We start from the raw sequence: 13,803 nt of genomic DNA on the forward strand, positions 1-13,803 counted from the left end.
TCTCAGGGCGCCGCCGCAGCGTGGTGCCATGACCGCCTCCCCCTCCCCCCTTCGGACCCGCGCCGGGACGCGCCGCCCCGACAGCGGTCCCGTCCGCGTTCTCGTCGTCGGCGCCGAGCCGTCACTGTCGGAACTGCTGTTCCTCGCCCTCCGCCACGAGGGCTGGGAGGTCCGCAGCGCGGAGAACGGCGCCGAGGCCGTGCAGGCCGCGCGGGACTTCCGGCCCGACGCCGTCGTGCTCGACGTGAAGCTGCCCGACACGGACGGGTTGAGCGTCCTGCAGCGGCTGCGGCGCGACCGCGCGGAGACGCCCGTGCTGTTCCTGACGGCGAAGGACTCCGTCGAGGACCGCGTCGCCGGGCTCACCGCCGGCGGAGACGACCACGTCACCAAGCCGTTCGGCCTGGAGGACGTCGTCGCGCGGCTGCGCGGCCTGGTCCGCCGCTCCGGCGCCGGCCTCGAACGCGGCGGGTCGCTGCTGGTCGTCGGCGACCTGACCCTCGACGAGGACAGCCACGAGGTGACGCGGGGCGGGCAGGGTATCCACCTCACCGCGACCGAGTTCGAACTGCTGCGCTTCCTCATGCGCAACCCACGGCGCGTGCTCAGCAAGGCACAGATCCTCGACCGCGTGTGGTCCTACGACTTCCGCGGCCAGGCGAACGTCGTCGAGCTGTACGTCTCCTACCTCCGCCGCAAGATCGACGCCGGTCGTACGCCGATGATCCACACCCGGCGGGGAGCCGGTTACCTGATCAAACCCGGCGAGTGACGGCCCGGTTGCCGGGCCGCCGGCCACCCGGCTCGCCGTGGAGGAGCCGGTCAGGCCGACGGACGGGCAACCAGCGGCACCCCCGTACCGGCCGTCCCGCACACCCACCAGGCCCCCCGCGGCGCGACCTGACGTGAAAGAGCCGGCCGAAGATAATCACTATACGGCGTAAGGGACTCTCCTTTACGGTGTAAGGCATCAACCTCTTACACCGTAAAGGAGCGCCTCCGTGACGGCGACGACCGCCGAGAACCCGCCCACCGCCGCCGCGCCCGGCGGCGGCCACCCGCAGCGCTGGCTGATCCTCGCCGTCATCTGCCTGGCCCAGCTCACCGTGCTGCTCGACAACACCGTGCTCAACGTGGCGATCCCCTCCCTCACCCGGGAGCTGGACGCGTCCACCGCCGACATCCAGTGGATGATCAACGCCTACGCCCTGGTCCAGTCCGGCCTCCTGCTGACCGCGGGCAACGCCGCCGACCGCTACGGCCGCAAGCGGATGCTCCTCACCGGCCTCGCGCTCTTCGGCGTCGGCTCGCTCGCCGCCGGCCTCGCGCAGAGCTCCACGCAGCTCATCGCCGCCCGCGCGGGCATGGGCGTCGGCGGCGCGCTGCTGATGACCACGACGCTCGCCGTCGTCGTCCAGATCTTCGACGACACGGAGCGGGTCAAGGCCATCGCCCTGTGGTCCACGGTCAGCTCGCTCGGCTTCGCCGCCGGCCCCCTGCTGGGCGGGTTCGTGCTCGACCACTTCTGGTGGGGCGCCATCTTCCTGGTCAACCTGCCGGTCGCCGTGCTCGGCCTCATCGCCGTCGCCCTCCTCGTACCGGAGTCCCGGCACAAGCAGGGCGACCGTCCCGACCTGCTCGGCGCGGTGCTGTCCACGGTCGGTATGACGGCGCTGGTGTACGCCATCATCAACGGCCCCGAACACGGCTGGACCTCCGGGCAGGTCCTCGGCTCGGCCTCGCTCGGCCTGGTCGTCATGGGCGCGTTCGCGTTCTGGGAGCTGCGCGTCCCGCACCCCATGCTGGACATGCACTTCTTCCGCGACCAGCGGTTCGTGGGCGCCGTCGCGGGCGCGATCCTGGTCGCGTTCGGCATGACCGGCTCGCTGTTCCTGCTCACGCAGCACCTGCAGTTCGTCCTCGGGTACGACCCGCTCGCCGCCGGTCTGCGCACGGCCCCGCTCGCCCTGACCGTCGTCGTGCTGAATCTCAGCGGGGTCGGCGCCAGGCTGCTGCCGAAGCTTGGCACGCCCCTCACCATCGCCCTCGGCATGGCCCTGGTCTCGGCCGGGCTCGCCTCGATCGCGCTCCTCGGCGGCGCGCACGGCTACGGCGGGATGCTCCTCGGCCTCGTCGTCATGGGCGCGGGCGTCTCCTTGTCGATGCCGGCCATGGCCAACGCCATCATGAGCGCCATACCGCCGGAGAAGGCCGGTGTCGGCGCCGGGATCAACGGCACCCTCGCCGAGATCGGCAACGGCCTGGGCGTCGCCGTGCTGGGTGCCGTGCTGAACGCGCGGTTCGCCGCGCTCGCCTCGGTCACCGCCGTCTCCCTGCCGGCGGCGCTCGCCGCGGCGGAGGGCCCGTCGGAGCGGGCCCGTATCGCCGACGCGTTCGCGGCGGGCCTGGAGACCAGCCAGCTGGTCGGCGCGGTCGCGGTCCTCGCGGGCGGCCTGCTCGCGGCGCTGCTGCTGCGGCGGGCGGAGCGACGCGCGCCGGCCCCGGCATAGCATCGGCGGCACGGAACGACGAGGAGGCCATGGTGGCGGCAGCCGATCGCGACACGAAGCGCCCGGCGCGCATGAGCGTCTGGCTGGACGGCAAGGCGGCGACGTCCCGGGGCCGCAGGCCGGGCGGCGACCAGCCGTCCGGCCTGGACCGCGACCGCATCACGGCGGCGACGGTGCGGCTGCTGGACGAGGAGGGCCTCGCCAAGTTCTCCATGCGCCGGCTCGCGGCCGAGCTGAACGTGACCGCGATGTCCCTGTACTGGTACGTCGACTCCAAGGACGACCTGCTGGAGCTGGCGAGCGACGCGGCGGTCGGCGAGGTGCCGCTGCCCGACGAGGCGGAGGACGGCGACTGGCGCGACCGGCTGCGCCGGCTCGCCGAGGGGTACCGGGCCCTGCTCGTCCGCCACCCGTGGATGTCACCGCTGATGGGCCGCTTCCTCAACGTCGGCCCGCACTGGGCGGCGTTCGTCCTGTCCGTGCAGCGGATCGTCCGCTCCACCGGCCTGCCCCCGGACCGCCAGACCGGCGCCATCGCCGCGGTCTTCCAGTTCGTGTACGGCTTCGGCACGATCGAGGGCCACTTCCTCCGGCGCTGCGAGGAGGCCGGGCTCAGCCAGGACGAGTACTTCCGGTACGCGATGAGCGCCGTCGACGGGCAGCCGGAGCTGGCCCCGATGGTCGACTCCGCCGCGGAGATGGTGGCCGCCCGGGGCGGCGGGACGGTGGAGGAGATGCGCGACCGCGACTTCGCCTTCGCCTTCGAGCTGCTGCTCGCGGGCATCGAGGCGATGTCCTCCGGCGACGGCACCTGACGGCGACCACGGCCCTGCGCCCCGCCGCAGCCCCCTCCGGCCCCGGCCGGGAGGGCGCGGGGTGCGGCCCGGGGTCGGTCACTCCTGGCAGCGGACCCTCCCCGGTTGAACGGAGGGGGGTACGCACCCCTTCGCCACCCGCACCACCGGGACGCGAGGGCACCGACCCGGTGCCCGGATTCGGCCGGGTGGGCCGGGTCGGTCGGGTGGTCGGGTGGTCGGGTGGTCCTGTTCGGCCGGGTCGGCCGGGTCGGCCGGGTCGGGTCAGGCCGGCCGGGTCGGCGTCGTACGCGGGGGACGAGTGAGGCCCCGGTGGCCGGAGTGTGGGCGTCCCCTCCCACACTCCGGCCGCCGGGGCCCTCTTCTGCCGGGCGCGCCGCCCTCCGCTACGGAGCGGCGCGCCCGGGGCTCAGTGGCCCGGCCTCAGTGGTCGGCCTTCGCGCTCTTCAGCGCGACCTCACGGATGAACAGCGTCACCAGGAAGGCGACCAGGGCGAAGGGCGCCGAGTACAGGAAGATGTCGCCGACGGCGTGCCCGTACGCGTTCTCCATCACCAGGCGGATCGGCTCCGGCAGCTTCTCCAGGTCGGGGATGCCGCCGCCGCCCGTGCCGCCGTGGCCGAGGGCCGCGCCCTGCGGGCCGAGGGCGGTGAGGCCGTCCTTGACGTACTCCGTGACCTTGTTCGCCATGACCGCGCCCAGTGCGGAGACGCCCACGGCGCCGCCCAGGGAGCGGAAGAACGTCACGACCGACGAGGCGGCGCCCAGGTCGGCGGTGGCGACCTGGTTCTGGGTGCACAGGACGAGGTTCTGCATCATCATGCCGAGTCCCAGGCCGAGGACCGCCATGTACACCGCGACGTGCCAGTACTCGGTGTCGTAGCGCAGTCCGCCGAGGAGTCCGAGGCCCGCCGTCACCAGCGCGCCACCGGTCACCAGCCACGCCTTCCAGCGCCCGGTCCGGGTGATCACCAGGCCCGAGACGGTGGACGACACGAACAGGCCCGCGATCATCGGTATGGTCATGACGCCGGACATGGTCGGGCTCTTGTCCCGGGCCAGCTGGAAGTACTGGCTGAAGAAGACCGTGCCCGCGAACATCGCGACGCCGACGAAGAGCGAGGCCAGCGAGGCCAGCGTGATCGTGCGGTTGCGGAAGAGGCGCAGCGGGATGATCGGGTCGCTCGCCCGGGACTCCACCAGCACGAACGCCGCGCCGAGCAGCACCGAGCCGCCCACCATCAGGTACGACTGCCACGACAGCCAGTCGTACTTGTCCCCGGCGAAGGTCACCCACACGAGCAGCAGCGACACGGCGGCGCTGATCAGGGCCGCGCCCGACCAGTCGACCTTCACCTCACGCCGGACCACCGGCAGGCGCAGCGTCTTCTGGAGCACGATCAGCGCGAGGACGGCGAAGGGCACGCCCACGTAGAAGCACCAGCGCCAGCCCAGCCAGTCGGTGTCGGTGATGACGCCGCCGATCAGCGGCCCCCCGACCGTCGCGACGGCGAAGGTCGCCCCGAGGTAGCCGGAGTACCGGCCGCGCTCGCGCGGGGAGATCATCGCGGCCATGACGATCTGGGCGAGGGCCGACAGCCCGCCGACGCCGATGCCCTGGACGACGCGGCAGGCGATCAGCATGCCCGCGCTCTGCGACAGGCCCGCGACGATCGAACCGACGACGTAGATGACGAGTGCCAGCTGCACCAACAGCTTCTTGGAGAAGAGGTCCGCGAGCTTGCCCCACAGCGGAGTGGTCGCCGTCATCGCGAGGAGCGACGCCGTCACCACCCAGGTGTAGGCGCTCTGGCCGCCGCCGAGGTCGGAGATGATCTCGGGGAGGGCGTTGGAGACGATCGTCGACGACAGGATGGCGACGAACATGCCGAGCAGCAGCCCGGACAGCGCCTCCATGATCTGTCGGTGCGTCATCGGCTCGCCGGCGGCCCCGTCGGCGTGGCCGTCCCGCACGTCGGTCGGTGTGGTCGTAGCCATGAACTTCCTTACGCGTACGTCGTCTGCGTCGTGTGTGCTGGTTGCGGTTCTTCCTGCGGTGTCCGCGCCCTCGTCGGCTGCGCCCGGCAGTCCCCGAAGGATCCGCGCAGGCGGGCCAGCAAGGTGATCAGCTGTCCGACCTCGTCGTCGGACCAGTCCCCGAGCCGGTCCGCGAACAGGTCCGCGGCGCGTCGCCCGAGGTCCCGGAGGACCGCCCGGCCGTCCGGGGTGAGCCGCAGGATGCGGGAGCGCCGGTCGCCCGGGTCGGGTGAACGCTCCACCCAGTCGCGTTCCACGACGTGGGCGACGTGGCGGCTGGTCACCGACATGTCGATGGCCATCAGCTCCGCCAGCCGGCTCATCCGCATGTCCCCGTACCGGTCCAGCAGGGCCAGCACCGCGGCCGCCCCGCTGGGGCACTCGGTGGGGAGCATCCGTGCGATGCCGCGCTTGACGGCTCCGACGGCGCTGAGCTGGCGGGCCAGCTCTTCGTACTGACCGCGTGCTGCCACCGTCGGCACCTCCGCATCTTGTTGCTTAGAGCAACCATATGTGTGGATGGTTGCTACAGGCAAATGAAATGGGGGCGTAAGCGGCCAAAGACCTGGCAAAGAAAGGTCAAGATCCATTCAGGGGGCGCCCGGGGTGGGGCGGGACGGCCGGATTCGCTAGGGTCCTGCCCCATGGCACACAACCCGCACGCCCCCCAGGGCCCCGAGGGCAGTTATGACCCCGCGGGCTCGACCCAGATGTTCCGCGCCTTCGTCGACGAGGGCGCCCCGCAGCGGCAGCAGCAGGCCGTCGTCCAGTCGTCCGGCCCGCGCGTCGGCCTGATCGTCGGCGTGGTGGCGGCCCTCGCGGTCATCGCCGCGGTCGCCTGGCTCGCCCTGTCCTGACCACCCGCACGTCACCCGTCGTACGTCACCGGCCGGACGCCGCACGCCCGCACGTCGCACGTCACCCGCCGGACGCCGTACGCCCGCACGCCGTCCGGCGCCGGCCCCTCGCGTGCCGGCGCACTCCTCGCTCCCCGGCGTACCGGCTGGGCGCTCGGGGGGTGCCGGCGGGACGTTCCGGCATGCCGGCCGGGCGCGTGGGCGCACCGGCTGAGCGCTGCCTACGGGCGCACCGACCGCCCCCGGCGCACCGTGGGCCACGCCATCGACCCGCCGCCGGGTCGATCGCGTGGTCCGCGTGGCCCGCGGGCTCGGCTCAGTCCGAGATGAGCCCCTCCCGCAGCTGCGCCAGCGTGCGGGTCAGGAGGCGGGAGACGTGCATCTGCGAGATGCCGACCTCCTCGCCGATCTGCGACTGCGTCATGTTCGCGAAGAAGCGCAGCATGATGATCTGCCGCTCCCGCGTGGGGAGTTTGGCCAGCAGCGGCTTCAGCGACTCCCGGTACTCGACGCCCTCCAGCGCGGTGTCCTCGTACCCGAGGCGGTCCGCGAGCGAGCCCTCACCGCCGTCGTCCTCCAGCGACGGCGAGTCGAGCGACGACGCGGTGTAGGCGTTGCCGACGGCGAGGCCGTCCACGACGTCGTCCTCCGACACCCCGAGGACGGCGGCGAGCTCGGGAACGGTGGGGGAGCGGTCCAGCTTCTGCGCGAGCTCGTCGCTGGCCTTCGTGAGCGCCAGGCGCAGCTCCTGGAGGCGGCGCGGCACGCGCACGGACCAGGAGGTGTCGCGGAAGAAGCGCTTGATCTCGCCGACGACCGTGGGCATCGCGAACGTCGGGAACTCGACGCCGCGTTCGCAGTCGAACCGGTCGATCGCCTTGATCAGGCCGATGGTGCCGACCTGGACGATGTCCTCCATGGGCTCGTTCCGGGAGCGGAAGCGGGCCGCCGCGTACCGCACGAGCGGCAGGTTGAGCTCGATGAGCGTGTCACGCACGTACGTACGCTCCGGGCTGTCCGTCGCCGCGCCCGCCGCGTCCAGCGTGCGGAGGCGGAGGAACAGGGAGCGGGAGAGCGTACGCGTGTCGATGGCTTCCGAGGAGTCGAGAAGCGCGGCCGGTTCGCTCTTGGTGAGCGTCAACACCTTCGAGCTGCCCTGTTCTGCGGACATGCCACCCCCTTGAGGTCGCGGATGGTCGCGGGAGCCGCGACCATCGGAGGAACGCAGCCTCCACGTGAATACCGGCGCCGAGACTGCGGCAAACGCGGTTCCAGCAGAATGTCACATGTCGGCAACACGCTGTAGTGACTTGTCGACATGGGTGGGGGAAGTCTGTGCTGGAAACAGGGGGTGTGCGGCTTTTGGAACGGCTGATTGTGGGCCAAACAGGTCTACCCGTTCCAGCTATGCATCGATCCTGTTTGCGGACCTCAACCGGGCGAAGCTGCGGGCGAGGAGTCTTGACACGTGCATCTGCGAGACGCCGAGTTCCTGGCTGATCTGCGACTGCGTCAGATTCCGGTAGTAACGGAGCATCAGGATCCGCTGCTCCCGCTCGGGCAGCTGGACGAGGAGGTGCCGGACGAGGTCGCGGTGCTCGACGCCGGCGAGGGCGGGGTCCTCGTAGCCGAGTCGGTCCAGCAGTCCGGGCAGCCCGTCGCCCTCCTGGGCGGCCTCCAGGGAGGTCGCGTGGTACGAGCGGCCCGCCTCGATGCAGGACAGGACCTCGTCCTCGGAGATCTTCAGGTGCTCGGCGATCTCGGCGGTCGTCGGGGAGCGGCCGTGGAGGGTGGTGAGGTCCTCGGTGGCGCCGTTCACCTGCACCCACAGCTCGTGGAGCCGCCGCGGCACGTGCACGGTGCGGACGTTGTCGCGGAAGTACCGCTTGATCTCGCCGACGACCGTGGGCATCGCGAAGGTGGGGAACTGCACCCCGCGGTCCGGGTCGAACCGGTCGATGGCGTTGATCAGGCCGATCGTGCCGACCTGGACGACGTCCTCCATCGGCTCGTTGCGGGACCGGAAACGGGCGGCGGCGTAGCGCACGAGCGGGAGGTTCGCCTCGATGAGAGCCGCGCGCACCCGGCCGTGCTCCGGGGTGCCGCGCTCCAGCTTCTTCAGCTCGCCGAAGAGCACCTGGGTGAGCGCCCGGGTGTCCGCCGCCCGGCGCGGGCGGGAGTCGGCATCCGACTCGGCGTCGGGCTCGGTGTCGGTCGCGGCCTCGGCCGCGGTGCCGGACTCGGCGTCGGGCTCAATGCCGGGCTCGACGGCGGGCTCGGTGTTCGGCTCGAGGGCGCTTCCGGTCGCGGGGGCGGGCCTCGTGTCGGGCTCGGCGCCCGGTCCTGCCGCCGGCTCCGCCGCGGCTACCGCCACCTCGGCGGCAGCGGCTGCGCGTGAGGCTGTGGGCGCGGGCTTCGCCGGATCGGTGTCCGGGGGCCCGTCCGGCTCGTTTCCGGACGCGCTCCTGGGGCTGCCCGGGGCTCCGCCCCGGGTCTCGCTCCGGGTCTCGCACTTCGGCTCGTTCTGGGGAGGCACCTGGTGAGGCGTGGTACTGGCCGGCACGTTCACGCCACCCCTTCGCGGCTACGATCAACTTCGATCAACTCATCCGTCAAAAGCGGTCATAGCATCACAAGACATGTCCACTGTGCGCAAGCACCCGGTGACACCGTGTTGAGGCCGGAGCGGCCGTACGCGAAGGAGCCCCGCACGGTCACGTGCGGGGCTCCCGGGTGCGCAGGGGGTGCGAGCGCCGTCAGAACTCGTAGTCGGCGATCACCCACGTGGCGAACTCCCGCCACTGCCCGGCGGCCGCCTGGTGCGCGGGGTGCTCGATGTACCGCTTGAGCGCGTCCAGGTCCTCGACGGCGGAGTTGATGGCGAAGTCGTACGCGATCGGCCGGTCGGTGATGTTCCAGGCGCACTCCCAGGCCGTCAGCTCCGGGATGAGGTCGCCGAGCTCCTGGAAGGCCAGTACTCCCGCCTCCACACGGGGCTCGTCCCGCTGTACACCCTCGTTGAGCTTGAAGAGGACCAGGTGGCGGATCACGCGGACTCCTAGTTGATGAGCGCGGTCATGAACTGGCCGACCGCTTGAGCGGCGCTCGAAATGCCCTCGAAGCCTATCTGGACCAGGTCGGCGGCACGCTCGGGTGACTGGATGATCGTGTAGAGCACGAACACGGCGAGCACGAACGACGTGATCTTCTTCGCCTGCGCCATCGTCGCCGTCTCCCCGTTCCCCTGTGCTTCCCCTGGCGGTCGGGTGAGTCTAACCGAGCGATCAGGGGCCAAGACCTCGGCGATCGAGGCCCTTTACCGCCCGGGGCGGCGCGACCGGAAAGCCGCCCCGGTCCGTCCCGGGTCCGTCCCGGGCCCGCTCTGGGGCCGTCCTCGGGCGGCCGGGAGGCCGTGCCCGGGAGTGGGGTGGGGAACGCCGAAGGGGCAGCCCCGTGGGGCCGCCCCTTCGATGAGAGCGGTAGCGGAGGGATTTGAACCCTCGGTGACTTGCGCCACACTCGCTTTCGAGGCGAGCTCCTTCGGCCGCTCGGACACGCTACCGAGAGAGAGCTTAGCCCAAAGGAGCCCCGACGCCGAAATCCGTATCGGAAGGCGCGCCGATCGCCCGCCCGCGGGGCCCGGGTCGGCCTCAGCGGTCGCGGAAGAAGCGGGTCAGCTGCTCGGCGCACTCCTCGGCGAGCACCCCGTGCACCACCTCCGGACGGTGGTTCAACCGCCGGTCCCGCGCCAGGTCCCACAGCGAGCCGACGGCGCCCGCCTTCTCGTCGAGGGCCCCGAACACCACCCGGTCGACGCGGGACTGGACGAGCGCGCCCGCGCACATCACGCACGGCTCCAGCGTCACGACGAGGGTGCAGCCCGTCAGCCGCCACGCGCCGAGCCGCTCCGCGGCGCGGCGCAGCGCCAACACCTCGGCGTGCGCGGTGGGATCGCCGGTGGCCTCGCGCTCGTTGTGCCCGGTCGCGACGAGCGAGCCGTCCGGTCCGAGCACCACCGCGCCGACCGGCACGTCGCCGGCCAGCGCGGCCCGCGCGGCCTCCGCCAGCGCCCGCTCCATGGCCGCCCGCCAAGGGGCGCGCACGGGGTCGGGGGCCGCGGTCTTCCTCGCTATGCGGTCGGGAGTCGCCGGATCGTGCACTAGCGGACGGTCTCCAGCACCTCGGAGGCCCCGAGCGCGTCCGTGATCTCGGAGAGCGCGTCGGTTTCGAGGGCCAGCAGCTCCTTCTCCGACAGGCCCAGGTCGTCCAGGATCAGCCGGTCCCCGACCGGCGCGGCGGGGGGTACGGTCCCGGCCACCGCCTCCGTCTCCTCCTCGGTCTCGTCCTCCGTGTCGGCCGGCTCCCCGTCCTCGGTGCCGTCCAGGTCCAGCGCGTCCAGGTCGGCCGCTTCGTCGTCCCGGTCGGCGCCCAGCAGTTCCTTGGTCAGGATCTCCCCGTACGAGGAGCGGGCGGCGGCCGCCCCGTCCGACACGAAGATGCGAGGGTCCTCCTCGCCCTCCACGCGGACGATGCCGAACCACGCGTCCTCCTGCTCGATGAAGACGAGCACCGGGTCGTCGTCCGGCGAGGCTTCGCGGGCCAGGCCGATCAGATCCGCCAGGGTCTCCACATCGTCGAGCTCTGTGTCGCTCGCTACCCACCCGTCTTCGGTGAGCGTGAGCAGTGCGGCGAAGTACACCGTGACTCTCCCACTGATCAGAGGTGTGACGATCGGGCGGCACGCTCCTGAATGGCCCGCCCACTCGGCATCGTGGCAGATGCGGAGCCTTGAGGAGAGGTGTTCCGCTCTTGCGTCGTGCACCAGTCTGAGGCCGCGACCCGGTCGGCGTCACCCCCCGGCCCCTCTCGCCGCCGATGACCACGCACGGTCACGGGCCGCCCGGGGTGGGCCCTCCCGGGCACCCCCGCGGCGGCCGGCCCTTCCCGGTGGCCGCCCGACGGGTCCCTCCCGGCGCCCACTCGGCGGGCCCTTCCCGGCGACCGCCCGGGGGCCCTTCCCGGCGGCTCGGTGGGTCGTCCCGGTGGCCGCTCGGCGAGCCCCCCGGCGGACGCCCGCGGCGGGCCCGGGTGGCGGGCCGCCGGGGCCTCACGGCTTCACGGCCTCACCAGCGGAACGTCCGCATGCGCATCGCCTGCCGCATGCGTGCCGCCCGCGCGCGGCGTGGCTGGACGCGCTCGCGCAGTGCCCGTGCCTCGTTCAGCTCCCGCAGGAACTGCGCTCGGCGGCGCCTGCGCTCCGTGTCGTCCGCGGCCTTCCGGCCGTCGGGTCCTTCCCGGTCAGGCATGGCCACACCACCACCCCAGGGCTGCGTTCGTCCGACTCCACCTTCCCTCGGCTGCGTGGGTTGATGCCAGTGCGGGCTACTGTTGTGCGCATGCGGATCCACGTCGTCGACCACCCGCTGGTGGCGCACAAACTCACCACGCTGCGCGACAGGCGCACCGACTCCCCGACCTTCCGGCGGCTCGCCGACGAGCTGGTCACCCTGCTCGCGTACGAGGCCACCCGGGACGTGCGCACCGAGCAGGTCGACATCGAGACGCCGGTGACGGCGACGACCGGCGTGAAGCTGTCGCACCCGCGCCCCCTCGTGGTGCCGATCCTGCGCGCCGGCCTCGGCATGCTCGACGGCATGGTCCGGCTGCTGCCGACCGCCGAGGTGGGCTTCCTCGGCATGATCCGCAACGAGGAGACGCTGGAGGCGTCGACCTACGCCACGCGCATGCCCGAGGACCTCTCCGGCCGCCAGGTGTACGTGCTCGACCCCATGCTGGCCACGGGCGGCACGCTCGTCGCCGCGATCAGGGAGCTGATCAGGCGGGGCGCCGACGACGTGACGGCGGTCGTGCTGCTGGCGGCGCCGGAGGGCGTCGAGGTCATGGAGCGGGAACTGGCGGGCGCGCCGGTCACGGTCGTCACGGCCTCGGTCGACGAGCGGCTCAACGAGCACGGCTACATCGTTCCCGGCCTCGGCGACGCGGGCGACCGCATGTACGGCACCGCGGAGTAGGACCACCCGGGCGCCCCGACCGGACGGACCGGGGCGCCCCGGCGTGCCAGTCCCCGGCGTGCCACACCCCGGGTGTTTCCTCCCCGGGTGCTCCCTCCCCGGCGTGCCACACCCCGGGTGCTTCCTCCCCGGGTGCTTCCTCCCCGGTGCTCTTCCCGGGTGCTTCTTCTCCCCTGCGCTCCACCCCCGGCGCTCGGCCCACGCCTGCCACCGGTCGGCAGGCGTGGGCGTTGCTCCGGCGGCCGGCCGTCAGCCCTTCTCGGGGGCGCAGGTGGCGGTCTTGGGCGCCGGGTGCAGCAGCGCCGTCATCGCCGCGGTCGCGTCCTGCGGTGCGGCGAGGGTGCGGAAGCCCGTACCGATGATCAGGTCCACGTCCGCCGTGGCGCGCGCGTCCGTCCTGGTGGTGGCGCCCTTCAGGTGCGTACCGAGGACGGGGAAGGCACCCTTCGCCGCACCCGGCGCGCCCAGCAGTATCCCGGCGCCCGGCACCTTCTTGTCGTACGTCACCGGCGCGTTGCCGACCTTGCCGATCGCGAAGCCGCGCTTCTTGAGCTCGTCCGCGGTGGTCTTGGCGAGGCCGCTACGCGGCGTGGCGTTGTAGACGTTCACCGTGATGTCGGCGGGCTTCGGGAAGGAGGTGGCGACCGCCGCGGCCGGTGACGGGCTCGCGGTCGCACAGGCCGGCCCGGCGGTGGTGGAGCGTGCGGTGTCCCCGCTGCCGCCGCCGAACACGTCGATGAGCTGGAGCGTCCCCCAGCCGGCCAGGCCGAGAGCGGCGGTGGCGGCGATACCGGCGGCCACGATGCGGCCACGGCGGCGCGGCCGGCGCATGCGGGGGTAAGCGGTGCCCGTGATGCGGTACTTTCCGCCCATGCCGGGGGGAGTGAGCATGCTCATGGGCGCAGCGTAATGCGGCCCGCCGACTATGCCTACTAAACGATCAGCAGCTGAGGGCCGGACGGGTGGCAAACGTGCCGGAAAGGGTCAGCCGAGTTCCAGCACGCGGGCGTGGAGCACCTGCCGCTGCTGGAGCGCAGCGCGCACGGCGCGGTGGAGGCCGTCCTCGAGGTACAGATCGCCCTGCCACTTCACGACGTGCGCGAAGAGGTCGCCGTAGAACGTCGAGTCCTCGGCGAGGAGTGTTTCGAGGTCCAGCTGACCCTTGGTGGTCACGAGCTGATCGAGGCGGACCGGACGCGGCGCGACATCCGCCCACTGCCGGGTGCTTTCCCGGCCGTGGTCGGGATACGGCCGCCCGTTACCGATGCGCTTGAAGATCACACGGAAAGCCTACCGGGCGAGCGGCTCCCGGCGCAGCCACGCGAGGGTGGCGCCCGCTCGGACGGGGGGTGGCATAGCCGACGGATCCGGACATTTCGCCGCATTGGGCGGTGCGCTCGAAGCGTACGCCGGGTGCGCGGCGGTGGAAGTGCGCCGCCTGGCGGCTCCGGGCGCGAGCCCGCCCCGTGCGGACGGAGGGTGTGCGCGGGCTCGGTGCCGGCGGGCGCGGGTCCGCAGCTTCCCGCGGCGGGCGGGCGCGGGAGGGGTGTGC

Annotated in this window: 16 protein-coding genes and 1 tRNA gene; 5 read left to right on the plus strand and 12 right to left on the minus strand. The window is 72.4% G+C overall.

The window, feature by feature from the left end:
• The first annotated feature begins 28 nt into the window (after window positions 1–28).
• The 3 genes from NRO40_RS15435 to NRO40_RS15445 all read left to right on the plus strand — a co-directional run bounded on the left by NRO40_RS15435 (window position 29) and on the right by NRO40_RS15445 (window position 3,325).
• A complete protein-coding gene (locus tag NRO40_RS15435; protein ID WP_058944868.1) occupies window positions 29–772 on the plus strand; it encodes a response regulator transcription factor in 744 nt (247 codons plus the stop codon).
• A gap of 229 nt (window positions 773–1,001) precedes the next feature.
• Window positions 1,002–2,510 carry an MFS transporter gene (locus tag NRO40_RS15440; RefSeq protein WP_058944867.1) on the plus strand — a complete coding sequence of 503 codons (1,509 nt, stop codon included), beginning with the start codon at window positions 1,002–1,004 and terminating at the stop codon, window positions 2,508–2,510.
• Window positions 2,511–2,539: 29 nt separating this feature from the next.
• The gene (locus NRO40_RS15445) at window positions 2,540–3,325 is read left to right on the plus strand and encodes a TetR/AcrR family transcriptional regulator (protein WP_058944866.1); all 786 of its coding nucleotides are present in this window, start codon (window positions 2,540–2,542) and stop codon (window positions 3,323–3,325) included.
• A 423-nt stretch (window positions 3,326–3,748) separates the two neighbouring features.
• On the opposite strand, the gene NRO40_RS15450 is transcribed toward NRO40_RS15445, so the two are convergent.
• Both NRO40_RS15450 and NRO40_RS15455 read right to left on the minus strand, forming a co-directional pair.
• Window positions 3,749–5,323 carry an MDR family MFS transporter gene (locus NRO40_RS15450; protein ID WP_079047469.1) on the minus strand — a complete coding sequence of 525 codons (1,575 nt, stop codon included), beginning with the start codon at window positions 5,321–5,323 and terminating at the stop codon, window positions 3,749–3,751.
• A gap of 8 nt (window positions 5,324–5,331) precedes the next feature.
• Window positions 5,332–5,835 (minus strand): MarR family winged helix-turn-helix transcriptional regulator, encoded by a 504-nt coding sequence (locus tag NRO40_RS15455; protein ID WP_058944865.1) that lies wholly within the window; start codon window positions 5,833–5,835, stop codon window positions 5,332–5,334.
• 171 nt (window positions 5,836–6,006) lie between these two features.
• On the opposite strand from NRO40_RS15455, the gene NRO40_RS15460 reads away from it, so the two are divergent.
• The gene (locus tag NRO40_RS15460) at window positions 6,007–6,219 is read left to right on the plus strand and encodes a hypothetical protein (protein WP_079047468.1); all 213 of its coding nucleotides are present in this window, start codon (window positions 6,007–6,009) and stop codon (window positions 6,217–6,219) included.
• A gap of 316 nt (window positions 6,220–6,535) precedes the next feature.
• Here NRO40_RS15460 and NRO40_RS15465 read toward each other — a convergent pair whose 3' ends face one another.
• From NRO40_RS15465 to NRO40_RS15500, 8 genes are all read right to left on the minus strand, one after another.
• A complete protein-coding gene (locus NRO40_RS15465) occupies window positions 6,536–7,390 on the minus strand; it encodes an RNA polymerase sigma factor SigF (protein ID WP_058944864.1) in 855 nt (284 codons plus the stop codon).
• A 234-nt stretch (window positions 7,391–7,624) separates the two neighbouring features.
• Window positions 7,625–8,476 (minus strand): RNA polymerase sigma factor SigF, encoded by an 852-nt coding sequence (locus NRO40_RS15470; protein WP_058944387.1) that lies wholly within the window; start codon window positions 8,474–8,476, stop codon window positions 7,625–7,627.
• 499 nt (window positions 8,477–8,975) lie between these two features.
• Entirely contained in the window at window positions 8,976–9,269 is a 294-nt protein-coding gene (locus tag NRO40_RS15475; RefSeq protein ID WP_058944383.1) for a Dabb family protein, read from the minus strand.
• An 8-nt stretch (window positions 9,270–9,277) separates the two neighbouring features.
• Window positions 9,278–9,442 carry a hypothetical protein gene (locus tag NRO40_RS15480; RefSeq protein WP_198549436.1) on the minus strand — a complete coding sequence of 55 codons (165 nt, stop codon included), beginning with the start codon at window positions 9,440–9,442 and terminating at the stop codon, window positions 9,278–9,280.
• A 254-nt stretch (window positions 9,443–9,696) separates the two neighbouring features.
• Window positions 9,697–9,781 (minus strand) — tRNA-Ser (locus tag NRO40_RS15485).
• An 88-nt stretch (window positions 9,782–9,869) separates the two neighbouring features.
• Window positions 9,870–10,298 (minus strand): tRNA adenosine(34) deaminase TadA, encoded by a 429-nt coding sequence (tadA, locus tag NRO40_RS15490; RefSeq protein WP_058944382.1) that lies wholly within the window; start codon window positions 10,296–10,298, stop codon window positions 9,870–9,872.
• Between the two features lie 80 nt (window positions 10,299–10,378).
• A complete protein-coding gene (locus NRO40_RS15495) occupies window positions 10,379–10,918 on the minus strand; it encodes a tRNA adenosine deaminase-associated protein (protein WP_058944381.1) in 540 nt (179 codons plus the stop codon).
• Window positions 10,919–11,342: 424 nt separating this feature from the next.
• Window positions 11,343–11,525 carry a hypothetical protein gene (locus tag NRO40_RS15500; RefSeq protein ID WP_058944386.1) on the minus strand — a complete coding sequence of 61 codons (183 nt, stop codon included), beginning with the start codon at window positions 11,523–11,525 and terminating at the stop codon, window positions 11,343–11,345.
• Between the two features lie 90 nt (window positions 11,526–11,615).
• Between NRO40_RS15500 and upp the strand changes: the two genes are divergently transcribed.
• Window positions 11,616–12,251 (plus strand): uracil phosphoribosyltransferase, encoded by a 636-nt coding sequence (upp, locus tag NRO40_RS15505; RefSeq protein ID WP_058944380.1) that lies wholly within the window; start codon window positions 11,616–11,618, stop codon window positions 12,249–12,251.
• Between the two features lie 249 nt (window positions 12,252–12,500).
• On the opposite strand, the gene NRO40_RS15510 is transcribed toward upp, so the two are convergent.
• Together NRO40_RS15510 and NRO40_RS15515 are read right to left on the minus strand one after the other, a co-directional pair.
• Entirely contained in the window at window positions 12,501–13,148 is a 648-nt protein-coding gene (locus NRO40_RS15510; protein ID WP_079047390.1) for a LytR C-terminal domain-containing protein, read from the minus strand.
• 87 nt (window positions 13,149–13,235) lie between these two features.
• On the minus strand, window positions 13,236–13,532 hold the full coding sequence (locus NRO40_RS15515) for a type II toxin-antitoxin system VapB family antitoxin (RefSeq protein ID WP_003955420.1): 297 nt from the start codon (window positions 13,530–13,532) through the stop codon (window positions 13,236–13,238).
• Window positions 13,533–13,803: the final 271 nt, after the last annotated feature.

The sequence above is a fragment of the Streptomyces changanensis genome, assembly GCF_024600715.1.
Lineage (GTDB): Bacteria > Actinomycetota > Actinomycetes > Streptomycetales > Streptomycetaceae > Streptomyces > Streptomyces changanensis.

Coding starts and splice junctions, on each gene's coding strand:
- NRO40_RS15500 (WP_058944386.1), bottom strand. CDS start 11,525: ATGCCTGACCGGGAAGGACCCGACGGCCGGAAGGCCGCGGACGACACG.
- NRO40_RS15510 (WP_079047390.1), bottom strand. CDS start 13,148: ATGAGCATGCTCACTCCCCCCGGCATGGGCGGAAAGTACCGCATCACG.
- tadA (WP_058944382.1), bottom strand. CDS start 10,298: ATGGAGCGGGCGCTGGCGGAGGCCGCGCGGGCCGCGCTGGCCGGCGAC.
- NRO40_RS15445 (WP_058944866.1), top strand. CDS start 2,540: ATGGTGGCGGCAGCCGATCGCGACACGAAGCGCCCGGCGCGCATGAGC.
- NRO40_RS15450 (WP_079047469.1), bottom strand. CDS start 5,323: ATGGCTACGACCACACCGACCGACGTGCGGGACGGCCACGCCGACGGG.
- NRO40_RS15435 (WP_058944868.1), top strand. CDS start 29: ATGACCGCCTCCCCCTCCCCCCTTCGGACCCGCGCCGGGACGCGCCGC.
- NRO40_RS15480 (WP_198549436.1), bottom strand. CDS start 9,442: ATGGCGCAGGCGAAGAAGATCACGTCGTTCGTGCTCGCCGTGTTCGTG.
- NRO40_RS15465 (WP_058944864.1), bottom strand. CDS start 7,390: ATGTCCGCAGAACAGGGCAGCTCGAAGGTGTTGACGCTCACCAAGAGC.
- upp (WP_058944380.1), top strand. CDS start 11,616: ATGCGGATCCACGTCGTCGACCACCCGCTGGTGGCGCACAAACTCACC.
- NRO40_RS15460 (WP_079047468.1), top strand. CDS start 6,007: ATGGCACACAACCCGCACGCCCCCCAGGGCCCCGAGGGCAGTTATGAC.